The organism is Paenibacillus sacheonensis, from assembly GCF_009909195.1.
Classification (GTDB): Bacteria; Bacillota; Bacilli; order Paenibacillales; family Paenibacillaceae; genus Paenibacillus_Z; species Paenibacillus_Z sacheonensis.
This window is the reverse complement of the sequence record NZ_JAAAMU010000017.1, coordinates 46,627-71,012: the sequence shown is the minus strand read 5'-3', so window position 1 is coordinate 71,012 and position 24,386 is coordinate 46,627. Positions and strand designations below refer to the sequence as shown.

The window sequence follows — 24,386 nt, the reverse complement described above, 5'->3', positions numbered from 1 at the left end:
CTTGTTCGGAGGGATGACACGTGAAGGTTTCCAGCGTAACGATCAGGCGCCGTTTATTCACGGCGCTTCTCATTGGCGTTCTTGCTTTCGGGCTTCTAGCCGGAAGGCTGGGGTATGTACAGCTGTGGAAAGGCGAGGAGCTTGCAGCTAAAGCCGAGGATTCCTGGCGAAGGGAAATTCCATTCGCTGCCAAACGCGGCGAGATCATGGACCGAAACGGAAGCCTGCTTGCGTATAATATTAGTTCCCCGACGATCATGGCGATCCCCGCCCAGGTGAAGGATGCCCGCGACGCGGCGGCCAAGCTGTCCGCCGTGCTCGGCATGACCGAGGACAGCGTATATACGATGATTACGAAGAGACAGCTCATCGTTTATATCAAACCCGGCGGACGCAAGATCACGACCGAGAAGGCGCAGCAGATCAAAGACTTGAATCTTCCGGGCATCGTGGTGGCAGAGGACAACAAACGGTATTATCCGCTTGGCAGCTTCGCTTCCCACGTGCTCGGCTTTACGGGGATCGACAATCAAGGCTTGACCGGCATCGAAGCCAAGTACGATGATCTCCTTCAAGGAATCAACGGCAACGTCTCGTTCTTATCCGATGCGAAAGGCGATCTGATGCCCGGCTCGTCCGACACCTATGCGGCGCCCAAGGACGGGCTCAATCTGGAGCTGACGATCGACAAGCAGATCCAGACGATCATGGAACGCGAACTGGATCAAGCGATGGTCAAGTTCCAGGCCGACGACATTATCGCTATCGCCATGGATCCAAATAATGGGGAAATCTTGGGCATGGCCAGCCGGCCTTCCTATGATCCCGACAAATACAGGGAAGTCGATCCGGCGATCTATAACCGCAACCTGCCGATTTGGATGACGTACGAGCCGGGCTCCACGTTCAAGATCATTACGCTCGCGGCAGCATTGGAGGAAGGGAAAGTCAACCTGACGCAGGATCACTTCTTCGATCCCGGCGCGGTGGAGATCGGCGGCGCGCGCCTGCGATGCTGGAAGAAAGGCGGCCACGGCAGCCAAACCTTCCTCGAGGTCGTGCAAAACTCCTGTAACCCCGGCTTCGTGGCCTTGGGCAACCGGCTTGGCAAAGATAAACTTTTCGAGTATATTAAAAACTTCGGCTTCGGCAAGAAAACGGGCATCGACCTCGGCGGCGAGGAGAACGGCATCATGTTCAAGATGAGCCAGGTCGGTCCGGTCGAGCTGGCGACGACGGCCTTCGGCCAAGGCGTATCCGTCACGCCGATCCAGCAGATCACGGCTGTTTCGGCGGCGATCAACGGGGGTACTCTCTATAAACCGCATGTCGCGAAGCAGTGGGTCAATCCCGATACGGGCGACGTCGTCAGCAAAGTCGAACCGGAGGTCGTCCGCAAGGTCATCTCCGAACAAACGAGCGCAACGGTGCGCAATGCGCTGGAAAGCGTCGTCGCCAAAGGCACGGGGCGCAACGCGTTCATCGACGGCTACAGGGTCGGCGGCAAAACGGGTACCGCGCAGAAGGTCATCAACGGCCGGTACTCGCCAAACGAGCATATTGTATCGTTCATCGGCTTCGCGCCGGCCGACAATCCGAAGATCGTCGTGTACGTGGCGGTCGATAACCCGCAGGGCATTCAATTCGGGGGCGTCGTCGCGGCGCCGATCGTACACAATATCATAGCTGACGCGCTGCCTTACATGGGCGTTCAGCCGAGCACGAAGCAAATCAACAAAGAATATAAGTACGGCGAGACGCCGATCGTCGTCGTTCCAAATCTGATCGGCAAAACGGTATCCGATATCTATGAAGATTTGAATATGAACTTCAATCTCTCTTCGGCAGGAAGCGGCGATACGGTCATCCGGCAGTCGCCGGCAGCCGGAACGCGCGTCGACAGAGGGTCAACCATCCGCATATATTTAGCGAAAGACGATGATGAAAGCGAAAATCCCTGACTATAATGAGTAGTGAGAATCGTAAGTTGGCGTAGGCTGCGCATGGTGCCTGCCGCCGCTTCGGCGGCTCGCACAGCCTGATCTGCTCATGGGAGGGGACCAAAGCGATGCGGGTGGAACAATTGGCCTCACTGCTGCTCACGGCAGTCCTGTTCGGAGAAGGGGAAACCGAAATCACGGGAATCGAGATCGATTCCCGAAAAGCCGGCGCGGGGGATTTGTTTATTTGCCTGCGCGGCCATAAAGTCGACGGGCATGATTTTGCCGCCGAAGCCGTTGCGAGCGGAGCGGCGGCTGTCGTTGCGGAGCGGCCGCTGGCCCTGCCGGACTCGGTTCCGCAAATCATCGTCAAGGACAGCCGGCATGCGATGGCCGTCATTTCGGATTATTACTTCGGCCAGCCGAGCCGCCGATTGAAACTGATCGGCGTCACGGGAACGAACGGCAAGACGACGACGACTTATTTGATCGAGCGAATATTGCGGGATGCCGGCCATTCGCCGGGCGTGATCGGAACCGTCGAGATGCGGTATGCCGGCCGTGCCTATCCGATGTCGGGCACGACGCCGGAGGCGCTGGATTTGCAGCGTTCCTTGCATGCGATGGCGAATTCCGGCACCGATTACTGCGTAATGGAAGTATCCTCTCATGCGCTGGAGCAGGGCAGGGTGAAAGGCTGCCGGTATCGGACGGCCATATTCACCAACCTGACTCAGGACCATCTGGACTATCATGAGACGATGGAACGATATGCGGCGGCAAAGGCGCTGCTATTCAGTAGGCTCGGCAATGCCTTCTCGGAATCGCCGGAGGATCGGCTGTTCGCCGTGTTGAACGCGGATGACCCGGCTTCTCCGGGTTACGCCGACGCGACGGCCGCGGAAGTCGTGACCTACGGATTGGACCGCGATGCGGACGTGCGGGCGACGAATGTGCGCATCACCGCGCAAGGAACGTCTTTCCATGTTGAATCGTTTGCCGGCGCTGCCGATATAACGTTACGGATGGCCGGTAAATACAACGTCTATAATGCGCTCGGAGCGGCTTGCGCGGCGCTTATCGAAGGCATCCCGCTCCGCCAGGTCAAAGCGAGTCTCGAAGCGCTTCCCGGCGTGCCGGGGCGGGTAGAGGCCGTGAATGCCGGTCAGCCGTTCGCCGTCATCGTCGATTACGCGCATACGCCGGACGGCTTGGAGAACGTGCTCAAAGCGGTGAAGGAGTTCGCAGAGGGCCGGGTCATCTGCGTGTTCGGCTGCGGCGGGGACCGCGACCGGACGAAACGTCCGCTGATGGGCAGCATCTCGGCCAAATACGCGGATTACAGCTTCATCACCTCCGATAATCCGCGCACGGAGGATCCGCTTCGGATCCTGGACGACGTGGAAGCGGGGCTGCTGCGCGACAACGTGCCGAACGACCGTTACGAGCTGCTTGCCGACCGCCGCGCCGCGATTCAAAAAGCGGTTGAAATGGCGCGCCGCGACGATGTAGTATTAATTGCGGGGAAGGGCCATGAAACCTATCAGGACATAGGCGGCGTCAAATACGACTTTGATGACCGGGAAGTGGCCAAAGAAGCGATAAGGAGTCTTTCATAGTGATTATACGACCATTGAATGCGATTGCCGCCCTATGCGGCGGCACGATGTTGAACGATAATGGCGGCGCCGCGATCGAAGGCGTCTCCATTAATACGAGAACGATGAAGCCCGGGATGCTGTTCGTTCCGATTCAAGGCGAACGGGTGGACGGCCATGCGTTTGTCGAGGGCGCTTTGGCGGACGGCGCCGGCGGATCTTTGTGGGAACGGAGCCGAGCGGTGCCGGACGCGTTGTCGGATGCGCCGCTTATTCTCGTTGACGACTCGGTAGCGGCGTTGCAGCAGCTTGCTGCGAATTACCGCGACGAGCTTGATCTGCGCGTAATAGGCGTTACGGGCAGCAACGGCAAGACGACGACGAAGGACATGGTGGCAGCGCTGCTATCGGGCTCTTACCGTGTACATAAGACGGAGGGCAATCTGAATAATCACATCGGTTTGCCGCTGACGGTGCTGGAGCTGGACGAAAGCTTCGATGCCGTCGTACTGGAGATGGGCATGAGCGAATTCGGCGAGATCGATTTCTTGACGCGTCTCGCCAAACCGGACGTTGCCATCATCACGAACATCGGGGAGTCGCATATGGAACAGCTCGGCTCGCGGGCCGGGATCGCCCAGGCGAAGCTGGAGATCGTTGCCGGCCTCCGCCCAGGCGGCTTGCTGCTCATTAATGGCGACGAACCGCTGCTGCATGAAGGCATCCGCACGGCGCGACTGCCGGAAGGCGTCGATGTCCAGACCTTCGGCCTGCAGGACGGCAGCCGCTGGGTGGCGGACAATATCCGAGTGGACGCGACCTCGTCGCAGTTCGGCGTGAAGGACGACGAAGCGCTGCAGCGCGTCGAGCTGCCGGTCGCGGGCAGGCATAACGTATCGAATGCGTTGGCGGCTATCGCCGCGGCGAAGAAGCTCGGCGTGCCCGCCTCCGCTATTCGCGAGCGCTTCGAGCGATTGAAGCTGACGGCCATGCGCATCGAACCCGGACGCGCCCATAACGGCGCTCTGGTACTGAACGACGCCTACAACGCCAGCCCGACTTCGGTCCGCGCCGCGATCGATCTCGTCGCCAGCCTCCGCGGTTACCGGCGCAAATGGCTCGTGCTCGGCGACATGCTGGAGCTTGGACCCGAGGAGACCAAGATGCACGGGGACATCGGCGCGTATGTGACGCCCGAGAAGGCGGATGGCGTGTTTACCTTCGGCGCGCTGTCGCAGCATACCGCAACCGAGGCCGCGAAACATTTTGGGGATGCCGGCGATGAAGTAAGGGTTCGCGCATTCGATGATAAAGCACTATTAACAGCGTGGCTTCTGGCTCGGGTCGAGCCGGAGGATCTCGTATTGGTGAAAGGATCACGCGGCATGCGCATGGAAGAAGTCGTCCATGCGCTGCAGCGGGGGTAGAGGTGGAACATGGACGTTAAGGTCATTCTTCTGTCAATCGGCGCTTCATTCATGCTTGCGGTCTTATTCGGACCTTTGTTCATTCCACTGCTGAGACGGCTGAAGTTCGGTCAGCAGATTCGAACCGACGGTCCTCAGAGCCATCTGAAGAAAACCGGCACGCCGACGATGGGCGGCATCATCATTCTGCTGGCGGTGCTGCTCGCTTTCTTGAAATTTTCCGATAAGACGAACGAGTTCTGGGTGCTGCTTATCGCGTGCCTCGGCTTCGGCTTAGTCGGGTTTCTCGACGATTACATCAAAATCGCCTTCAAACGCTCGCTTGGCCTGACGGCATCCCAGAAACTGTTCGGGCAGCTGCTGTTCTCGGTCATGATCTGCGTCTTACTGCATCAGATGCATCATAGCACCGTCATCGGCATTCCCGGCACCTCGGCGGAGCTCGATTTCGGCTGGTTTTATTATCCGTTCGTGGTCATCATGCTGTTCGGCACGTCGAACGCCGTCAACTTCACCGACGGCGTGGACGGCTTATTGGGCGGGACAGGCGCTGTCGCGTTCACGGCCTTCACGATTCTGGCGCTGCATGCCAGCGAGCACGAATCGGCGATCTTCTCGGCCACGATGATCGGCGCGCTGCTCGGCTTCCTGGTCTTCAACGCGCATCCGGCCAAAGTGTTCATGGGCGACTCGGGGTCGCTCGGCATCGGCGGCGGCATGGCGGCGGTCGCGATTTTGACCAAGACGGAATTATTGCTCGTCGTTATCGGCGGCGTCTTCGTACTGGAAATGCTATCGGTTATCCTGCAAGTCGGCTCGTTCAAGCTCCGCGGCAAGCGGATCTTCAAGATGAGCCCGATCCACCATCACTTCGAGCTGTCCGGCTGGAGCGAGTGGAAGGTCGTCACCGTCTTCTGGTTCGTCGGCATCGTGTTCGCGGCGGCCGGCGTCTTCCTGGGAAGATAAAATAATAGGTGATAAAGGCGGCTCCCTGCGGTCGGTATGGGTCTACGCTCGCTGTTGTAGTTCAGACTTCTTTGATTATCTAAGTAAGAAGAGGTAGAAGTCTGACTACAAAGGCGAACGCTGACGCTGCTCCGACTCCATACCGACCTCCGGTCGCTCCTTTTCACCAAGCTTAAAACCGTTCCGCCAAGGAATAAGGCGGAGCAGCCGCCGACAAACTAACTTCGGCCATCAAACTGAAAGCGTGTCCCGAAAGGGACGAAAGCGGGCAAACCAACAATGGCAGTTGCCCGAGCGTCTCTGTTGTCCTAACGTTACTCCGAACGCAGTCCAACAGGTAACCCGGGCGCACCAAAATGGAAGTTTGTCCCGCAGGGACAATCGATCCTACGCTGCAGTAGAATAGGAGCACCTCTAAATCGCCAGCGTTACCCCATCCGGGTGTCCAGAGGGTGGAACCCTTGGAATCCCCCTTTCCAAGGGGGACTTAGGGGGATGGCCCTATGATTGTAAATATTATATTTAATCGGGAGTCCGGAGGGCAGCGCCCTCGGCACCCTCTCGAGAGGATCATAAGGAGTGAACCTATGAAACACCCATCCTTATACAAGGATCAGCAGGTTGTCGTATTGGGCTTGGCCAGAAGCGGGGTCAGCGTCGCGAAGCTGTTCCACAAGCTCGGCGCGGTCGTCACCGTCAATGATAAGAAGGACCGTCAATCGAGCCCCGAAGCGGACGAACTGGACGCTTTGGGCGTTTCTGTTATTTGCGGCGGTCATCCGGATGATCTGATCGGGCCGGACACGGCGCTGGTCGTCAAAAACCCGGGTATCCCGTACACGTCGCCGCCGGTCATGCAGGCCTTGGAGCAAGGGATTGAGGTCGTTACGGAAGTCGAGGTCGCCTACTTGCTGTCGCCGGCCCCGATTATCGGCATTACGGGCTCGAACGGCAAGACGACGACGACGTCCTGGATCGGGGAAATGATGGAGGCGGCCGGCTTGAAGCCGATGGTAGCGGGCAATATCGGCACGCCGCTGTGCGAAGCCGCTCAGATCGCAGAAGCGGACAATTGGATCGTGGCGGAGCTCAGCAGCTTCCAGCTGAAGGGCACGACCGATTTCCGGCCGCGAATCGCGCTGCTGCTCAACATCGTGGAGACGCATTTGGATTATCATGGCGGCATGGAGGATTACATCGCGTCCAAGGCCAAGCTGTTCGCCAACCAGACGAAGGACGACATCGCCGTGCTGAATGCCGATGACCCCGTATGCCGGGATCTGATGAATTCGGGCAAGCTGCAAGCGAGCATCATCCCGTTTTCGGTGACCGAAGAGCTGCCTTACGGCCTATGCGTGACCCCGGCTTATCCGGCGGAACTGAGCGCGCCGATCGGAGACGCCGTGCGCAATATCGTTTGGCGCGATAAGGAAGGCGGCGAACGCGTCATTATCGGCGTCGCGGAGCTCGGCATTCCGGGCCGCCACAATGCGGCGAACGCGATGGCCGCGATCGCGGCTTGCCTTGCGGCCGGCGCTTCGGCAGGCTCGTTGACGGAACCGCTCCGGGAGTTCCGCGGATTCGAGCACCGGCTCGAGTACGTTCGCGAACGCGACGGCGTGGCCTATTACAACGATTCCAAAGCGACGAACCCTACGGCTACCATCATCGCGCTGCGCTCGCTGCCGCCGCGAATCGTGCTGGTCGCGGGCGGTCTTGACCGCGGATCGGACTACATGGAGCTGCTGCCGCATTTCCGCGACCAGGTGAAAGCGGTCGTCTCGCTCGGCGAGACGCGCGCCAAGATCGCGGCGGTCGCGGGCAAGGCAGGTTTAACGGCCGTCAAAGTAGTCGAACCTGAGGAGGATGCCGAGAGCACCCTGCGCCTTGCGGTCCAAGAAGCGGCAGGCCTTGCGGAGCCGGGCGATATCGTCCTGCTGTCGCCGGCCTGCGCGAGCTGGGACATGTTTACATCCTACGAGACGCGAGGGCGAATGTTTAAGCAATCGGCGCATAACTTGTAAGTAGGGGGCATGTCCCTACTTCAGCTTGCAAGAGGTGTTCGATATATGGCCAAAGCCAGGTCCGCCCCGGACATGTGGATGATTATTTCGATCCTGCTCATTCTCTCCATCGGTCTCGTCATGGTGTACAGCGCCAGCGCCGTTTTGGCGTTTCATGATTTTGGGGACAAGTTCTATTACGTGAAGCGCCAGCTGCTCTTTGCCGCGCTGGGGATCGGGGCGATGGTCGCCACGATGAACGCGGATTATTGGATTTGGAAGAAGTGGGCGAAATACGGCCTGTTTATTTGCTTCGGCATGCTGTTGATCGTACTGATTCCGGGCATCGGGGTCGTTCGCGGCGGCGCCCGCAGCTGGCTCGGCATCAGCTCCTTCGGCATCCAGCCGTCTGAATTCATGAAGCTGGCCATGGTGATCTTTCTAGCGAAACTGCTTTCCGAGAAGCAGCAGGCCGTCACGCAGTTCACCAAAGGTCTTCTGCCCCCGCTCGGCATTCTCGGGCTGGCATTCGGCCTCATCATGCTGCAGCCGGATCTCGGAACGGGGGCCGTCATGATCGGCGCCTCGCTGCTCATCATTTATACGGCGGGCGCGCGCATCCGCCATCTCGGCTCGCTCGCGCTGGTCGGTGTCGCCGGCCTCGTCGGCCTTATTGCGGCCGCGCCATACCGGCTGCAGCGGATCACGGCCTTTCTCGATCCGTGGGCGGATCCGCTCGGCGCCGGCTATCAATCGATTCAATCGCTGTACGCGATCGGACCGGGCGGTCTCGTCGGCCTCGGCCTCGGCATGAGCCGCCAGAAATTCAATTACTTGCCTGAGCCCCAGACCGATTTCATCTTTTCGATTCTTTCGGAGGAGCTCGGCTTTATCGGCGGAGCGGCGATCATCCTGCTGTTCGGCATTTTATTATGGCGCGGCATGCGCACTGCCATTGCAGCTCCGGACACGTTCGGCAGCCTGCTCGCGGTCGGTATCATCGGCATCGTAGCCGTTCAAGTCTTCATCAATATCGGCGTCGTCATCGGCATGCTTCCCGTAACGGGCATCACGCTGCCGCTTGTCAGCTACGGAGGCTCGTCGTTAACCCTGCTGCTGACCGCGCTCGGCATTTTGCTTAATATATCCCGTTATTCGAGGTGAGCTACCTATGCGTATCGTATTATCGGGCGGCGGAACCGGCGGCCACATCTATCCCGCGCTTGCGATCGGCAAGCAGGCGATGGAGGCGGAGCCGGGTTCGTCCCTGCTTTATATCGGATCTCCGAAAGGGCTGGAGAGCCGAATCGTTCCGGCCCAAGGCATCGCCTTCGAGCCCGTCGAGATTACCGGGTTCAAACGCAAGCTGTCCTACGATAACGTGCGGACCGTCATGCGATTTCTATCCGGCGTCCGCCGCTCAAAGCAGCTGCTGCGCGGCTTCAAGCCCGACGTTGTCGTCGGAACCGGCGGCTACGTATGCGGTCCCGTGCTCTACGCGGCTGCCAAGCTTGGCATTCCCACGCTGATTCACGAGCAGAACGCCGTTGCGGGCTTGACCAATCAATTTCTATCCCGCTACGCGGACAGCGTGGCGGTCAGCTTCGAGGAAGCGCTGTCGCAGTTCAAGCGCTCGCGAAGCACCCTGTATACCGGAAATCCCTGCGCGACGAACGTCGTGCGTGCCGATAAGAAACAAGGCTTTGCCCATCTCGGTATCCCGGTTGGGAGCCGGATCGTCCTGCTGGTCGGCGGGAGCCGGGGAGCCAAGGCGATAAACGATGTCATGGTGGACATGGTACCGCTGCTGGGGCGGCTGCCAGGCGTCCATTTTGTGTTTGTTACCGGCGAAAGCTATTACGAGCATACGATGGAACGGATTCGGGCGCGCGAGCCCCGGCTTCCGGCGACGCTGCAGGTACTGCCGTATCTGCATCGCATGCCGGAAGTGCTGGCGGCCTCGCAGCTCGTCGTCGGACGGTCGGGCGCATCTTCGCTTGCGGAGATTACGGCGCTTGGCATTCCGTCCATCCTGATTCCGTCCCCGAACGTGACGAACAACCACCAAGAGGCGAATGCCCGAAGCTTGGCGGACGCGGGGGCGGCCGAGATGATCCGCGAACGAGAGTTGAACGGTGCGGAGCTGTTCGGAAGAATCAGCCGCATCATGATGAATAAAGATATCCATACGAAGATGGGCGAGGCGGCACTGGCTCTTGGCATGCCCGATTCGGCGGCGCTGATCGTAAGCGAGCTGAAGCGGCTGGCGAGGAAGAAGTAAGCGCACTGCCTGTCAAATAGGCGATTGTCACACTCCTGTGCGGGAAGGCATAGTATACAGCATAATCGTGACCGTCATCCAGAGGGCCGAATGACTGGCTGCAAGCAGTGCTCAGCGCTGCCGGCAAGCCGGGAAAGAGCCGCCTGGGGGGAGCGACGAACGCCTGGAGGTTTCAATCGCTTGCAGCAAAAGGAGGTACGACAGATGAAGCAGTTTATAGCGGATTTACGTGAAATCGACGCAGGCAGCGTCAAATTTAACGAACCGCTGGCAGCGTACACGACATGGAAAATCGGGGGCCCTGCGGATGTGCTTATCATTCCGCGGACGCAAGACCAGCTGGTATCGGTCGTCCGGTTGCTACATGAACATGGGCTGGAGTGGACCAATCTCGGACGCGGTTCCAACTTGCTTGTCAGCGACAAAGGAATCCGGGGCGTCGTCATTCAACCGGGCGATGAATTCGATTATGTGCGATTCGACGGCAAACTCGTTTATGCGGGAGCCGCCTATTCCTTGATTAAGCTGGCGATGATGGCCAGCCGCAAGGGATTATCGGGCTTGGAGTTCGCGGGGGGAATTCCCGGCTCCGTAGGCGGAGCCGTCTACATGAACGCTGGCGCCCATGGGTCTGACGTGTCACGTATATTCAAATCAGCTGACATTGTGCTGGAAACAGGGGAATTGGTTCGCTACGGGGCAGAAGAAATGTCGTTTGCCTATCGTCATTCCTGCCTTCACGAAAGGCCGGGCATCGTGACGGAGGCCGTGTTCGAGCTGGAAGAAGGGGACCGGGTCGAAATCTCGGCCGCCTTGGCCGCGTATAAACAACGTCGGCTCGATACCCAGCCTTTAACGGCGGCATGCGCAGGAAGCGTATTTCGAAATCCGCCCAACGATCATGCCGCGAGGCTGATTCAAGAAGCCGGATTAAAGGGTATGCGACAAGGTGGCGCGGAAGTCTCCACGCAGCACGCCAATTTCATTGTCAACACCGGGCAAGCGACAGCTGAAGATGTCCTCACCCTGATGAAGACCATACAAGAAACCATATCGGATCAATACGGCATTGAGCTGGTAGCGGAGGTATTGGTTGTGGGTGAGCGGTAATTCGGAGGTGATAAATTGGACAAATTGGTGATTGAAGGTGGGAAACCTCTCTCAGGAACCATTGTTATCCAAGGCGCGAAAAATGCCGCTTTGCCGATTTTAGCTGCAAGTATGCTGGTAGAAGGAAAAGTGACGATCGATCACGTGCCCAAGCTGCTGGACATCGACGTCATGCTGAACATTTTGCGCGAACTTGGCTGCCGGGCGGAGCACGAGGACCAGACCGTGCTGCTCGATACGTCAAGCCTGCATTCCTCCCACATTCCTGAAGCGCTGATGCGTCAAATGCGTTCCTCTATCTTTCTGATGGGGCCGCTGTTGGCTAGGTTCGGCGAAGTGACGATTTATCAGCCTGGCGGCTGCGCGATCGGTGAACGCAAATTCGATTTGCATTTGAGCGGCCTGCAAGCTCTGGGCGCTGAAATCGAAGAAGACGGAAGCCGCATCGTTTGCTACGCGAAGAAATTGAGAGGCGCGGAAATTCATTTGGATTTCCCTAGTGTCGGCGCAACGGAGAACATCATGATGGCTGCTGTCCTTGCGGAAGGGCTGACGACGATCAGCAATGCGGCAAGGGAACCGGAGATTCAAGATTTGCAGCATTTCCTTAACCGGATGGGCGCGAAGATCATCGGCGCCGGTACGGATACGATAACGGTGGAAGGCGTAGAAAGGCTGGAGCCTTGCAGGTACCAAGTCATCCCTGACCGGATCGTGACGGGGACGGTCATGGTAGCGGCGGCGGCGACCCGCGGACAGGTCACGCTGCTTAATACTTGCCCTTCGCATCTTACCTCTCTCATCCATGTGCTTCGGCGCACAGGTGTTCAAATAGCGGTTGACGATGATATAATCAAGGTGGGAACCGCTTCGCGTCCCAAAGCGATCGACCGGATCGTCACCTCGCCTTACCCGGCATTTCCGACCGATCTGCAATCGCAAATCATGGTTTTGCTAGCTTTGGCCGACGGCGTGAGCATCATGAAGGAAACGATCTTCGAAAGCCGATTCAAGCATGTCGACGAGCTCGCCCGCATGGGGGCCGATATTCGCGTGGATCTCAGCTCCGCCATCGTGCGCGGCGTTTCCAGACTCTACGGCGCTACGGTGGAAGCGACGGATTTGCGCGCAGGAGCGGCACTCGTAATCGCAGGCCTTGCCGCGCAAGGCAAGACGGTCGTAGAGCAGGTTCATCATATCGACCGCGGTTACGACCGGATCGAGACGATGCTAGGTCGGCTGGGCGCCAGAATTTCCCGCTTCTCACCCATTCCCAACAATACGGTCGTGCCTTAAGACAGCATGCGGAACAAGATAGAGATCGCGTGAGCGGCTCCAGCCCATATGGCGGCGGGAAGCCGTTTGCGTTTATACGAATAGGGGACTAGCCATGCATGAGAAGATGCCCGTTCTGCGGGAACCAGTCAAACGGCGCAGGGTCGGCAAGAAACTGCTGGCGGTGCTCGTTCTGCTTTTCATCGTCCTGTTGGGCGTGCTGTTCTTCAACTCATCCATCAGCAAGGTGTCGACCGTGACGGTCGAAGGCCAGAAGTACTTGCAAGCCGTCGATCTCCGCAAAACGGCCGGCATCGTCGCAGGGGACTCTTTCTTCGCTACGTCGTCCGCCGATATCGAAGGAAGAATCCGTACTTTGAAGCCGGTCAAGAGCGTGACCGTCACCAAATCGTTCCCGGGCAGCATAACGATACACGTACAGGAATACGAGACCGTCGCTTACTCCTTGTCGAATAAAGGAGAACTATCCGCCGTTTTGGCGAACGGAATCGCGGTTCCGGCAGGAACCGACGCGCTTGTCGACAAGCCGGTATTATCGGGCTGGAAGGCAAACGACCCCGTGCTTGCAGAGCTTTGCAAGGCGCTTGCGTCCATTCCCGACGAAGCGTTGTCTGATTTTTCCGAGATCAGCCCGGATCCGTCGCAGTCGTATCCCGACCGTATCCAAATTTACACCAGAACGCGGTTCGAGGTCATAACGGCGGTCTCCTTGCTGCCCGAGAAGATCGCGACGATGAATGCCGTCATCGAAATTCAGCCGCCCGGCATGATAACGCTGCTGCTTGCGGACAAATATGCGCCATTCGTTCCCGAAGAGGCGGAAAATAGCGCCGTTACGCAAAAAGAGACTACTCAATAGCATCAAAGAATGATAGAATTTTATTTATGTAGATTTATTTGACCCCTTTGCATTTTTTTCGAATGTGACGATTCCGGACAAGCGTCAGGCGCTTCCGGCAGAATGAATAAAATATTGAAAAAATTGTTGAAAAAAGAGGGAAAATGAGTACTGCGTTGAATAAGAAGAAATGCATACACAGACACGGCAAGAAATCGTACCTTATTAATGTTGAAACGGAGGTGCCAGAGGTTGAGCAGCAATGACATCATCGTCAGTTTGGACATCGGTACATCCAAGGTTCGTGCTATTATTGGCGAAGTGAATAACGGCGTCATTAATATTATTGGAGTTGGATCTGCCGACTCGGAAGGTATACGCAAAGGAGCTATCGTTGATATCGACCAAACCGTCGCTTCGATACGCAGCGCCATTGACCATGCCGAGCGGATGGTCGATATACAAATAAGCGATGTTTACGTAGGCATTCAGGGCAATCATATCGGTTTGCAGACGAATCACGGCGTTGTCGCGATTTCCAACGAAGACCGTGAGATCGGCGAAGAAGATATTGATCGTGTCCAGCATGCGGCGAAAGTCGTCGCACTGCCTCCTGAACGCGAAATCATTAATCTGGTGCCGAAGCAATATTTGGTAGACGGCCTTGAAGGCATATCCGATCCGCGCGGCATGATCGGCGTACGCTTGGAAGTGGAAGCGACTGTCGTAACCGGAGCAAAAACAGCGATACATAACTTAGTCCGGTGCGTGGAGAAAGCGAACTTGCGGATTTCGGGCATTATCCTTATGTCTCTGGCATCCGGCCAAATGTCGCTGACCAAAGATGAGAAAATGATGGGCACCGTGCTTGCCGATATTGGCGCTGGCTCCAGCACGATTGCTATTTTCGAGCAAGGAAGTATCGTCGCTACCGCAACGCTGCCCGTCGGCGGCGAATACGTGACTAGCGATATCTCTTACGGACTTCGGACGCAGACGGAGCAAGCCGAGAAGATCAAGCAGAAATTCGGCTGCGCCCTCGTGGACGACGCGGCGGAAGACCAGAAGTTCAAGGTCATGCGCATGGGCAGCAACGTGGAGAAGGAATTCACCCAGGTTGATCTTGCCAATATCATTGAGCCGCGGATGCAGGAAATCTTCCACTTGATCCGTCAGGAAGTAAGACGTTTGGGCTACGGCGACAAAATCAACGGGTATGTGCTTACGGGCGGTACCGTTACGATGGCGGGTACGCTTCCGCTTGCTCAGCATGAATTGGAAGCGAGCGTGCGCATTGCGGTGCCGGATTATATCGGCGTCCGCGATCCGGCTTTCACGAGCGGCGTCGGCATGATACAATATGTTTCCAAATATATGCGGGGCCGTAATGTATCTATACCGAAGAAGAGCGCAAGCAAGAAAGCTAGCCCAACTAATTCTCCCTCGAAGCCCGGCCTTTTCGAGCGTTTGAAAAATATGTTTAGTGAATTTATCTGATCGGGGGACCACAGCATGTTGGAATTTGATTTCGAAATGGAGCAGATGGCACAAATCAAAGTCATCGGCGTTGGCGGCGGCGGCAGCAATGCCGTTAACCGGATGATTGAGAACGGCGTTCGCGGCGTCGAGTTTATTACGGTGAACACGGACGCGCAGGCGCTGCATATGGCCAAGTCGGAGCAGAAGCTGCAAATCGGCGATAAGCTGACGCGAGGGCTCGGTGCAGGCGCCAATCCGGAAGTCGGCAAGAAAGCGGCGGAAGAATCCCGCGAAACCGTCATGAACACGCTCAAAGGCGCGGATATGGTATTCGTGACGGCGGGCATGGGCGGTGGAACCGGTACCGGCGCCGCGCCGGTCATTGCGGAGATCGCGCGCGAATGCGGCGCGCTGACCGTCGGCGTCGTAACGCGTCCGTTTACGTTCGAAGGGCGTAAACGCTCCGGACAAGCCGAGCTCGGCATCGAAGCATTGAAAGAAAAGGTAGATACGCTGATCGTCATTCCGAACGACCGGTTGCTCGAAATCGTCGACAAGAAAACGCCGATGCTCGAAGCGTTCCGCGAAGCGGATAACGTTTTGAAGCAAGCGGTTCAAGGTATCTCCGAACTGATCGCCGTACCGGGACTCATCAACCTCGATTTCGCGGACGTAAAGACGATCATGACGGAACGCGGTTCCGCACTGATGGGCATCGGCATCGCGACCGGGGAGAACCGCGCTGCGGAAGCGGCGCGCAAAGCGATTCAAAGTCCCTTGCTGGAAACGTCGATCGATGGTGCTCGCGGCATCATTATGAGCATTACAGGCGGTTCTAACCTGTCGCTGTACGAAGTGAATGAAGCGGCCGAGATCGTCATCTCCGCTTCCGATCCGGACGTCAACATGATTTTCGGCGCAAACTTCGACGATAACTTGAAAGAAGAAATCAAAGTCACGGTGATCGCGACAGGCTTCGAGCATCGCGATTCGTCGCAGGCTCGTCGTCCTGCAGCAGGCCACCAGCACAACGAAGCGCCGGCGGCAAGCGAACCGCAGCGTCAGCAGCCATCTGCCGGCAACGGCCCTAAGCCGTTCGGAACGCCGGTCTCCAGCGACCAACTGGACATTCCTGCCTTTCTCCGCAATCGTCGAAACAACGATCGGTAACATCGAACGATCGATCGTGAATAAGAGGACTTTAGCCGCTTTCCGTTTCTACGGAGAGTGGTTTTTTGCTATAAAACAGCTCTCTCGGCTTGCTTGTCCGATGCTTCGGAACCTGATGGGTCGACAAAAAAAGATCGCTCCTGACGGCATGATTAGACAGACATTGTAATAGGATTTAACTATACTAGACACAAGCCGCAAATCCTCGCGAAATTCTCGCGGGAGCATTTAAGAGGAAGCGGGGTATGGGAACGCAGCAGGAAGGTGAAGGCGCTGAATGCGGTTTATATCGACGTTCTGTTTCTGGTAAACCTGTTGCTCGATGGATCTAATTTGCTGCTGACCGGTTGGGTAAGGAGCATTCGCGCCAAATGGTGGCGGGTGCTGCTAGCGGCAGGGGTAGGTTCCCTGTACGCAGTCTTGCTTGTTTTTCCGTCGTTGTCGTTTCTGTTCTCGATTTCCGTAAAATTGTTATTGTCCATTGCGATGTTATTGATCGCGTTCGGCTTTGGAAGCGTCCAACATTTTCTTCGTTTGATCGGCGCGTTTTACGGTGTGAATTTCGCCGCTGCCGGCGCGGTGCTAGGCGTCCATTATTTGTTCATGAACAGTTCGAACCAGCTGTGGCGGACCGTCGTCTACGTGAATGGCAAACCAAGCTTTATGCTGAGCACGACGATGATCTTCCTCGTGTGCGTCGTCGCTCTCGGCTATTATATGTACCGTTCGGTTATGACCCAGCGTCGGGAGCGGGATTTAGTCACGACCCATCTCGCGGAGGTGAAGGTGCGAATCGATGATCGGGAGTACGGCTGCATCGGCCTGATCGACACCGGGAACCAGCTGTACGAACCTCTCACGCGAACGCCGGTCATGGTGATGGAGGCTTCCATATGGCAGGATGTGCTGCCGGAATCCTGGATACGTCTTATCCGGGAGGCGAAGGTGGATCAGCTTCTAGCCGGCTTGACGGACGAGGATGAAGCGTCCTTCGTATGGCGCGATCGGCTAAGGCTTGTGCCTTACCGGGGCGTGAACCGCGGCGCGCAGTTCATGCTGGCCATCAAACCGGATCTCGTTATCGTGAACCGGGAAGGAGAGGTATTCCAGGCCAAGAAAGTTCTGATCGGGCTAGATGCTGGGAAGCTTGTCGCGGACGGGACGTACCGGGCGATTATCCACCCTTCGCTTCTTCAAGATCGAAGCGTCAAGATCGAAACCATTCACAGTTCATCAGGAAGGGATGGAGCGGCATGCTCGTCAAATGGAAATTAATCCTGCAGTTATATTATTATCGTGTTTTGTTTTTATTCGGCCTAAAGAGCGAGGAAATTTATTATATTGGCGGAAGCGAAGCGCTGCCTCCCCCGCTGACGCGCGAAGAAGAAGAATATTTGCTCGAGAAGCTGCCTTCGGGCGACTCGGCGATCCGGGCCATGCTTATCGAGCGCAATCTTCGCCTGGTGGTATACATCGCGCGCAAGTTCGAGAACACGGGCATTCATATCGAGGATCTGGTGTCCATTGGCGCGATCGGCCTTATCAAAGCGGTGAATACGTTTGATCCGGAGAAAAAAATCAAATTAGCAACGTATGCTTCGCGATGCATCGAGAACGAAATCCTCATGTATCTCCGCCGTAACAGCAAGACGCGCACGGAGGTCTCCTTCGATGAACCGCTCAATATCGACTGGGACGGCAATGAGCTGCTGCTCTCGGATGTGCTCGGCACCGAGAACGATACGATCTACCGCAATATCGAGGAACAGGTCGACCGCAAGCTGCTGCATAAGGCGCTGGATAAGTTGACGGAACGAGAGCGCATCATCATGGAGCTGCGTTTCGGCTTGGCCGACGGGGAAGAGAAGACGCAGAAGGATGTTGCCGACCTCCTCGGCATCTCGCAATCGTACATCTCGCGATTGGAGAAACGCATCATTAAGCGGCTGCGCAAGGAGTTCAATAAGATGGTTTGACTAGAGCACGGCCTATCAGAAGCCCGCGCCTTCTTCACGGAGGACTGCGGGCTTTTCCGCGTTATTTAGAAGATTCATCCAGTGACAGAGCAGCTTGAAATTGTTTATAATGCAGGTTGTCGCTCTGGAGCGGACTCCTGATGAGAGCTTCCGCGACAGGGCATTCTACCACGAATGGCATACGATGGATGGCAGGGGGTAATTCAACTGATCGAGCTTTCGGACATAAGCAAATCCTACCGGACCGGTTCCGTATCCGTGGAAGCGATCAAACATATCGATTTAACGATTGCGAAGGGTGAAATCTTCGGCATTATCGGTCACTCCGGCGCGGGCAAGAGCACGCTGCTGCGCACGGTCAACCTGCTAGAGAGACCCACTTCGGGCAGCGTGAAGGTTGGAGGCGTAGAGCTGACGAAGCTCTCTTCGTCCCAATTGCAGAAGGAACGCCGCAGAATCGGCATGATTTTTCAGCATTTCAACTTGCTCGCCATGGCCACCGTGCGCGATAATATCGCGTTCCCGCTTCGGCTGGCCAAGCTGTCCAGAGCCGCGATTCAGACAAGGGTGAACGAGCTGCTGCAGCTGGTCGGTCTGGAGGCGCATGCGGATAAGTATCCCGCGCAATTGTCTGGCGGCCAGAAGCAGCGCGTCGGCATTGCCAGGGCGCTCGCCAGCAATCCGGACGTGCTGTTATGCGACGAAGCAACCTCGGCGCTCGATCCGCAAACGACGAACGCGATCTTGGACCTGCTGCTCGATATTAACAAGAAGCTGGGCATCACTATTCTACTGATTACGCATGAGATGCATGTTATCCGTTCGATCTGCGACAGGGTGGCGGTCATCGACGGCGGCGAGGTCGTGGAGATGGGCGATGTTCTGGATGTCTTCCTGCAGCCACAGCATCCAACGACGAAGGATTTCGTCAGTCAGGTCGCGGATTCGTTCGATCCTCGGGAGCTGATTGCATCGAGCAAGGGACGATTGATGAAAATCAATTACGTCGGCGAAATCACGTATGAGCCGCTGCTTTTCAACGCGGTCAGGTCGACTTCCGTGCAATTTGCGATTCTGCAAGGGACGGTGTCCCGCATGAAGAATACGCCATACGGACAACTGGTCATCGAATTTATAGGCGAGGATCAAGAGATACGCCAGGTGATCGCGAACTTACGCGATAAAGGCTTGGAAGCAGGTGAACTGGCATGACGATGAGACTCACGTTCGAGAACGTCCGCTGGTCGGAAGTATGGCAAGCATCCAAGGACACGCTCGCGATGCTTGGCGCTTCGCTCGTGTTCACGATCGTCCTCGGCTTGCTGCTCGGCGTCGTGTTGTTTCTGACGTCGCGGCATCAGCTGATTGCGCAGCCGATCGTGTATTTCCTGCTGTCCGTCGTCGTGAACGTGCTTCGTTCCGTGCCGTTCGTCATTCTCATGATCATGATCATGCCGGTGACGAAAGCCATTACGGGCACGACCCTTGGCGTCCAGGGCACGATTCCGCCGCTTGTCGTGGCTGCGGCCCCATTCTTCGCTCGGCTCGTCGAGACCTCGCTGCGCGAGGTAGATCGGGGCGTCATCGAAGCGGCGCAGGCGATGGGCGCATCCCGCTGGGACATCGTACGGCGCGTCCTGCTGCTCGAGGCCAAGCCGGGCTTGCTTGCGGGCATTACGATTACAGCCGTAACGCTGGTATCCTATACGGCGATGGCAGGCGTAATCGGGGGCGGCGGCTTGGGCGATTTGGCCTTGCGATACGGATATCAACGGTTTCAGACGGACGTCATGATCGTAACCGTTATTCTGCTTATTATATTGGTTCAACTCCTGCAGATGGCCGGCGACTATTTGGTTCGTCGATTCAGCCGGAAGTAAGGTGGACATCATAGAGAGAAACGACAGATGGAGGCACAACAACATGAGAAAAGGTACTCTAGCTCTAGTAGTATTCGTATTGATCGCGGTATTAACGGCTTGCGGAGCCAAGAAAGACAATGAAAATAACACGGCAGGCAATGATGCAGCAGGCGCCGGCAGCAACGCGGGCACCCAAGAAATTACGCTGAAGGTCGGCGCTTCGCCCGTTCCCCATGCGGAGATCTTGAACTTCATCAAGCCAGCCCTGAAGGAAAAAGGCATCAACCTGGAAGTCGTGGAATTCAACGATTACGTGCAGCCGAACACGCAGCTGCACGAGAAGCAGCTGGACGCGAATTTTTTCCAGCATACGCCATACTTGGATCAGTTCAACAAAGACAAAGGCTATGACCTGGTCAGCGTTGCCGGCGTTCATATCGAACCGTTCGGCGCCTATTCGAAGAAAGTAAAAAGCACGGATGAGCTCAAGGAAGGCGCTAAAGTCGTCATTCCGAACGATCCGTCGAACGGCGGACGCGCTCTCGCGCTGATGGCTGCTAACGGATTGATCAAGCTGAAGGACGGCGTCGGCGTAGCGGGTACGGTACACGACATTACCGAGAATCCGAAGAAACTCAAAATTACCGAGGTTGAAGCGGCGACGCTGCCTCGCGTGCTGGACGAAGTCGATCTGGCGCTCATCAATACCAACTATGCGCTCGAAGCAGGCCTTGTGCCGACGAAGGACGCGCTCTTTATCGAAGGCAGCGACTCCCCTTACGTCAACATCCTCGTAGCCCGTCCGGACAACAAAGATTCCGCAGGGATCCAGGCATTGGCGGCAGCGCTGCAAACGCCGGAAGTGAAGAAATTCATCGAAGATAAATACAAGGGCGCGATCGTGCCTGCCTTTAAATAAAGCATCACAAATAATGGCCCATACAGCCAGTACGAGCGATATAGGCTATATCGCCCATGTAGACAATGCGGGAATACACGCAAACAAGAACATACAGGCAACAAGAAGCCGTCTTCCTTCGGGAAGGCGGCTTCTTCATGGTTAGATGTCAACGGGCTTTAAGGAGCGCGCGACATTTTCGGAAATCATGTTGACACACGAGTGTATTATGGGTATAGTACACATATAGTGTATGAACCAAGTAGTACACACACCAAAATAAGGAAGAATAAGCGTCAGGGGTGAGGAACCATTGGAAGTCAAATTCAATAACCGCGATCCCGTCTATCTGCAGGTGGTTCGGCATTTCAAGGAAGAAATCGCGACCGGCAAGATAGCGAAGGGGCAGGTAATCCCATCGCGAAGAGAGCTCGCGGGCACGCTGCAAATCAACCCCAATACGGCCCAAAAGGCGTATAAGGAAATGGAGGAACAAGGTTTGATCGTTACTGAGGGCAATTCTCCGAGCCGGATTACGACGGACGAGCAGGTGCTGCAGTCCATTCGTGGCGAGCTGATCGCCGACGCCGTCGATGCATTCGTAGCCAGCATTCATAACATTCATGTCCCGGTGGATGAATTGCTTGCCATCGTGAAGCATCGGATCGAGGATAGTTACGCCAAACAAACCAAGGAGGGATCGAGCCATGATTGAAGTCAAGAGCATTCGCAAGAAATACGGCCGCAAAGCGGTATTGAAGGACGTATCCTTCACGGCGGAGAAAGGGCAGATTACCTGTCTGATCGGCATTAACGGCGTCGGCAAATCGACGGTGCTCAAAGCCATCATGGGCCTCACGCCCGTAACGGACGGTACGATCTTGATCGATGGAAAGCCGCTCTCGAGCCGCGTCTACGAGCATATCACCTTCATCCCCGACGCGATCTCGATGCCGCCCGGGATGACCGTTGACGGCTGCATACAGTTCATGAAGGATTACTACGTCAGCTGGAATCCGAAGCGGGCGGCCGAGCTCGCCGGTTTCTTCAAGCTCAGCGGTTCGGACAGGGTCGGCGAGCTGTCCAAGGGCAACGCCGCGAAGCTTAATTTGCTGCTCGGCCTCGCGCTCGACGTCGACTACGTGCTGATGGATGAACCGTTCTCCGGCATCGACATGTTCAGCCGCGAGCAGATCGCCTCCGTGTTCACGAGCCATCTGATCGAGGATCGCGGCGTTATTATCACGACGCATGAAATCAACGATATCGAGCATCTGATCGACAAGGTCATCCTGCTCGAGAACGGGCTCGTCCGCAGGGAATTCGATACGGAGACCGTGCGCCAGGAAGAAGGAAAGTCCGTCATGGACGTGATGAGAGAGGTGTATAACGGATGAACCGTTATTTGAAGCTTGTTCATTGGGAAATCATGCGTTTTTGGAAATTGCTAGCCGCGCTGGCGATCGTCACGATTGTACTGCAATGCGTCGGCATCATTTATGAGACTCAGCGATATACGAGCCAAGTGGAAGATCAAGTCCAAATGAACAACAGCACGATTACGGCCTTCGTGCAGCAAAACGGAAAACTGTCGTTCTCCGAGGCGCTCGAGCGCGCAGGCTTGTCGTTCTTCGCATCGATCGCGCTTTGCATCGGCGGGCTGGCACTCTACGTGTTCTTCATTTGGTACAAGGAATGGTTCGGCAAGAATATGTTCATTTACCGGCTGTTGATGATTCCGACCGCGAGAAGAAACATCTACTTTGCGAAGCTGACGGCGATTCTGTTGTTCGTGCTTAGCCTCGTCGCGCTTCAACTCGTGCTGCTGCCGCTTGAAAACGGTTTGTACCTGCTTGTTGGCGGAGACGTCCTCTTCAAATCGAGCAGCATCGTCGATCTGATCGCCGGCAATCGGATTCTGATGTTTCTGATCCCGCCGACGTTCGCCGACTTCGTCATTTACTACGGCTTCGGCGCCATCGTCGTCTTGATTGCATTCACGGCGGTGCTCCTGGAGCGCAGCTACAAGCTGAGAGGCGTGCTGGCGGCCATTCTGTACCTGCCGGCGGTCGCGGTGTTCATGATGATTCCGTTCCTTATTCCGGGCAACGTGACGGAGACCTACTTGTACCCGGCGGAATCGTTCGGCATCGAGATCGCGCTCGGGGTTATCGTCACGGCATTTACGGTTTGGCTCGGCCTGCATTTGATTACGAAGAAGGTTACGGTATAGGAGGGCGCATGCAGATGAAAAAGTATTGGTTGTCCATCGGACTTTCGGTCTTTATTGCCGCGAGCATAGGGACGTATTATATCGGAGCCGCGACAAGGGAACTGCCGGAGTATCGGATGCAGACGGTCGAGGGGGACGGCAAAGAAGCGTCGCACCTGTTCCTCGAGGGCTCGGTCAGCAGGGACAAAATGATCGACCAAATCAAAATCGGCGACGGCGGCACGGCATACGAGAGCCGCATGTCGACGATCGGGAAAATGTTCGATTCGGAATATGCCGATCGCAATCCGGAATTGGCCGGCTTGATAAAGGATCATAAAGGATTCATGCGAGGCAAAAAGTCCTATAACGGGTTCTATAAAGACGAACGCCAGCTCGTATACGCGGTAACGAAGTCGGACGGCAAAACGTCGGATGACGGGCTTCATCGTTATTCGCTCGCGGTGTCCGCGCTCGATCTGAAATCGGGCAAGGAGAAGCAGTTCAAAGCCGCCATGCTTGGCAAGCAGCGCTACGCTTCGATGTACGTCATCGATGTCCAGTCCGGAGAGGACGGAATCAAGGTATTGGTGCAGCTGGACAAAAAGCCGGAAGTTTACAAGAACGGTAATTATCGCTTTGAGTCGGAGCTGCACGTCCTGACGGTGAACATGGACAAAGAGGGAATTTCGGACGATCAAACGATCGGGGCCGACAGCGGCGCGGACAGCGGCAAAATGGAGCGGTATTCGGTGCCGTACGGAGGAGGGATAGAACTAGCTTCCCCATCGTCCTATGCGCTCGTCTATAAGACCGTCGTAAAGATCGCCAAAGATCAGGACGGCAACGAAATGGAGCAGCAGGTCGGCTCGGAGATCTTCGCTTACGATTACGCGAACGGGAAGTTGACGCCGATTCTGGCTGGCTCCGGCAGCGACAGCGGCGTTTACAGAAGCTTAGCGGGCAACGCGATGATCACGATGGCCATGAAGGGGAACGCCCTGAGCATCGGCAAGCTTGAACTGGCGAAGAACAAGGAAAGCTTGCAGTTCGAAATTCCGATGTCGTTGAAGAATATAACGATCGACAATACGCAATTCTTCATCTATCAGAGCAAGCTCTACATGTACGTCCACGCCGGCGCGGATCACGAGATTCTCGTTGTCAGCCTGACGGACGGCAAGGTTCTCTATCAAGGCAAAGCGACGGTTGACGGAACGGCGGACGAGCAAAAGGAACGGCTAACCGGCCTCAATGTTTATGGTTTCTATTTCGCATCGTAATCCTGTTATCCGCAAGCCTTCGGCATCTCCGAAGGCTTGTTTTTTGT

Annotated in this window: 21 protein-coding genes; all 21 read left to right on the top strand. The window is 56.4% G+C overall.

All coding sequences use genetic code 11. The features are described 5' to 3' along the window. The first annotated feature begins 20 nt into the window (after nt 1-20). The 21 genes from GT003_RS24855 (at nt 21) to GT003_RS24755 (ending at nt 24,339) form a co-directional block, all read left to right on the top strand. Nucleotides 21-1,961: a stage V sporulation protein D gene (locus GT003_RS24855; RefSeq protein WP_161703019.1), complete on the top strand. Its 1,941-nt coding sequence runs from the start codon at nt 21-23 to the stop codon at nt 1,959-1,961. Between the two features lie 107 nt (nt 1,962-2,068). Next, nucleotides 2,069-3,559 carry a UDP-N-acetylmuramoyl-L-alanyl-D-glutamate--2,6-diaminopimelate ligase gene (locus GT003_RS24850; protein ID WP_161703017.1) on the top strand — a complete coding sequence of 497 codons (1,491 nt, stop codon included), beginning with the start codon at nt 2,069-2,071 and terminating at the stop codon, nt 3,557-3,559. After that, nucleotides 3,559-4,965 (top strand): UDP-N-acetylmuramoyl-tripeptide--D-alanyl-D-alanine ligase, encoded by a 1,407-nt coding sequence (locus GT003_RS24845; RefSeq protein ID WP_161703015.1) that lies wholly within the window; start codon nt 3,559-3,561, stop codon nt 4,963-4,965. Before GT003_RS24850 ends, GT003_RS24845 begins: the two co-directional genes overlap by 1 nt. A 9-nt stretch (nt 4,966-4,974) precedes the next feature. Further along, nucleotides 4,975-5,931 (top strand): phospho-N-acetylmuramoyl-pentapeptide-transferase, encoded by a 957-nt coding sequence (gene mraY / locus GT003_RS24840; RefSeq protein ID WP_161703013.1) that lies wholly within the window; start codon nt 4,975-4,977, stop codon nt 5,929-5,931. Between the two features lie 587 nt (nt 5,932-6,518). Then, nucleotides 6,519-7,955, top strand: a complete 1,437-nt coding sequence (murD, locus tag GT003_RS24835; protein WP_161703011.1) for a UDP-N-acetylmuramoyl-L-alanine--D-glutamate ligase — start codon at nt 6,519-6,521, stop codon at nt 7,953-7,955. A gap of 45 nt (nt 7,956-8,000) precedes the next feature. Then, complete coding sequence (gene spoVE / locus GT003_RS24830) at nt 8,001-9,098, top strand: stage V sporulation protein E (RefSeq protein WP_161703009.1); 1,098 nt, start codon at nt 8,001-8,003, stop codon at nt 9,096-9,098. A gap of 7 nt (nt 9,099-9,105) precedes the next feature. Next, entirely contained in the window at nt 9,106-10,215 is a 1,110-nt protein-coding gene (murG, locus tag GT003_RS24825; RefSeq protein WP_161703007.1) for an undecaprenyldiphospho-muramoylpentapeptide beta-N-acetylglucosaminyltransferase, read from the top strand. A gap of 204 nt (nt 10,216-10,419) precedes the next feature. Continuing rightward, nucleotides 10,420-11,325, top strand: coding sequence for a UDP-N-acetylmuramate dehydrogenase (gene murB / locus GT003_RS24820; protein WP_161703005.1), 906 nt, complete (start codon nt 10,420-10,422; stop codon nt 11,323-11,325). Nucleotides 11,326-11,340: 15 nt separating this feature from the next. Next, nucleotides 11,341-12,621, top strand: coding sequence for a UDP-N-acetylglucosamine 1-carboxyvinyltransferase (gene murA, locus GT003_RS24815; RefSeq protein ID WP_161703003.1), 1,281 nt, complete (start codon nt 11,341-11,343; stop codon nt 12,619-12,621). A gap of 94 nt (nt 12,622-12,715) precedes the next feature. After that, nucleotides 12,716-13,480, top strand: a complete 765-nt coding sequence (locus GT003_RS24810; RefSeq protein ID WP_161703001.1) for a cell division protein FtsQ/DivIB — start codon at nt 12,716-12,718, stop codon at nt 13,478-13,480. Between the two features lie 231 nt (nt 13,481-13,711). Then, nucleotides 13,712-14,956 carry a cell division protein FtsA gene (gene ftsA, locus GT003_RS24805; protein WP_161702999.1) on the top strand — a complete coding sequence of 415 codons (1,245 nt, stop codon included), beginning with the start codon at nt 13,712-13,714 and terminating at the stop codon, nt 14,954-14,956. 15 nt (nt 14,957-14,971) lie between these two features. Further along, on the top strand, nt 14,972-16,108 hold the full coding sequence (gene ftsZ, locus GT003_RS24800) for a cell division protein FtsZ (RefSeq protein ID WP_161702997.1): 1,137 nt from the start codon (nt 14,972-14,974) through the stop codon (nt 16,106-16,108). 264 nt (nt 16,109-16,372) lie between these two features. After that, on the top strand, nt 16,373-17,383 hold the full coding sequence (gene spoIIGA / locus GT003_RS24795; protein WP_338045924.1) for a sigma-E processing peptidase SpoIIGA: 1,011 nt from the start codon (nt 16,373-16,375) through the stop codon (nt 17,381-17,383). Continuing rightward, nucleotides 17,362-18,084: an RNA polymerase sporulation sigma factor SigE gene (sigE, locus tag GT003_RS24790; RefSeq protein ID WP_090638315.1), complete on the top strand. Its 723-nt coding sequence runs from the start codon at nt 17,362-17,364 to the stop codon at nt 18,082-18,084. The genes spoIIGA and sigE overlap by 22 nt, the downstream gene beginning before the upstream one ends. A gap of 207 nt (nt 18,085-18,291) precedes the next feature. After that, nucleotides 18,292-19,296 carry a methionine ABC transporter ATP-binding protein gene (locus GT003_RS24785; RefSeq protein ID WP_161703159.1) on the top strand — a complete coding sequence of 335 codons (1,005 nt, stop codon included), beginning with the start codon at nt 18,292-18,294 and terminating at the stop codon, nt 19,294-19,296. A 2-nt stretch (nt 19,297-19,298) separates the two neighbouring features. Next, nucleotides 19,299-19,964, top strand: coding sequence for a methionine ABC transporter permease (locus tag GT003_RS24780; RefSeq protein WP_161703157.1), 666 nt, complete (start codon nt 19,299-19,301; stop codon nt 19,962-19,964). Nucleotides 19,965-20,007: 43 nt separating this feature from the next. Continuing rightward, nucleotides 20,008-20,865 carry a MetQ/NlpA family ABC transporter substrate-binding protein gene (locus GT003_RS24775; RefSeq protein ID WP_161702995.1) on the top strand — a complete coding sequence of 286 codons (858 nt, stop codon included), beginning with the start codon at nt 20,008-20,010 and terminating at the stop codon, nt 20,863-20,865. A 292-nt stretch (nt 20,866-21,157) separates the two neighbouring features. Beyond that, complete coding sequence (locus tag GT003_RS24770) at nt 21,158-21,559, top strand: GntR family transcriptional regulator (protein ID WP_161702993.1); 402 nt, start codon at nt 21,158-21,160, stop codon at nt 21,557-21,559. Then, on the top strand, nt 21,552-22,241 hold the full coding sequence (locus GT003_RS24765; RefSeq protein WP_161702991.1) for an ATP-binding cassette domain-containing protein: 690 nt from the start codon (nt 21,552-21,554) through the stop codon (nt 22,239-22,241). The genes GT003_RS24770 and GT003_RS24765 overlap by 8 nt, the downstream gene beginning before the upstream one ends. Continuing rightward, nucleotides 22,238-23,077 carry a hypothetical protein gene (locus GT003_RS24760; RefSeq protein WP_161702989.1) on the top strand — a complete coding sequence of 280 codons (840 nt, stop codon included), beginning with the start codon at nt 22,238-22,240 and terminating at the stop codon, nt 23,075-23,077. Before GT003_RS24765 ends, GT003_RS24760 begins: the two co-directional genes overlap by 4 nt. Before the next feature lie 14 nt (nt 23,078-23,091). Then, nucleotides 23,092-24,339 (top strand): hypothetical protein, encoded by a 1,248-nt coding sequence (locus tag GT003_RS24755; protein ID WP_161702987.1) that lies wholly within the window; start codon nt 23,092-23,094, stop codon nt 24,337-24,339. The last annotated feature ends 47 nt before the right edge of the window (nt 24,340-24,386 follow it).

Bases quoted from the DNA above. Each gene is read 5' to 3' on its own strand.
- GT003_RS24850 (WP_161703017.1), top strand. From the start codon at position 2,069: ATGCGGGTGGAACAATTGGCCTCACTGCTGCTCACGGCAGTCCTGTTC.
- mraY (WP_161703013.1), top strand. From the start codon at position 4,975: ATGGACGTTAAGGTCATTCTTCTGTCAATCGGCGCTTCATTCATGCTT.
- murD (WP_161703011.1), top strand. From the start codon at position 6,519: ATGAAACACCCATCCTTATACAAGGATCAGCAGGTTGTCGTATTGGGC.
- spoVE (WP_161703009.1), top strand. From the start codon at position 8,001: ATGGCCAAAGCCAGGTCCGCCCCGGACATGTGGATGATTATTTCGATC.
- murG (WP_161703007.1), top strand. From the start codon at position 9,106: ATGCGTATCGTATTATCGGGCGGCGGAACCGGCGGCCACATCTATCCC.
- murB (WP_161703005.1), top strand. From the start codon at position 10,420: ATGAAGCAGTTTATAGCGGATTTACGTGAAATCGACGCAGGCAGCGTC.
- GT003_RS24810 (WP_161703001.1), top strand. From the start codon at position 12,716: ATGCATGAGAAGATGCCCGTTCTGCGGGAACCAGTCAAACGGCGCAGG.
- ftsZ (WP_161702997.1), top strand. From the start codon at position 14,972: ATGTTGGAATTTGATTTCGAAATGGAGCAGATGGCACAAATCAAAGTC.
- sigE (WP_090638315.1), top strand. From the start codon at position 17,362: ATGCTCGTCAAATGGAAATTAATCCTGCAGTTATATTATTATCGTGTT.
- GT003_RS24780 (WP_161703157.1), top strand. From the start codon at position 19,299: ATGAGACTCACGTTCGAGAACGTCCGCTGGTCGGAAGTATGGCAAGCA.
- GT003_RS24775 (WP_161702995.1), top strand. From the start codon at position 20,008: ATGAGAAAAGGTACTCTAGCTCTAGTAGTATTCGTATTGATCGCGGTA.
- GT003_RS24765 (WP_161702991.1), top strand. From the start codon at position 21,552: ATGATTGAAGTCAAGAGCATTCGCAAGAAATACGGCCGCAAAGCGGTA.
- GT003_RS24760 (WP_161702989.1), top strand. From the start codon at position 22,238: ATGAACCGTTATTTGAAGCTTGTTCATTGGGAAATCATGCGTTTTTGG.
- GT003_RS24755 (WP_161702987.1), top strand. From the start codon at position 23,092: ATGAAAAAGTATTGGTTGTCCATCGGACTTTCGGTCTTTATTGCCGCG.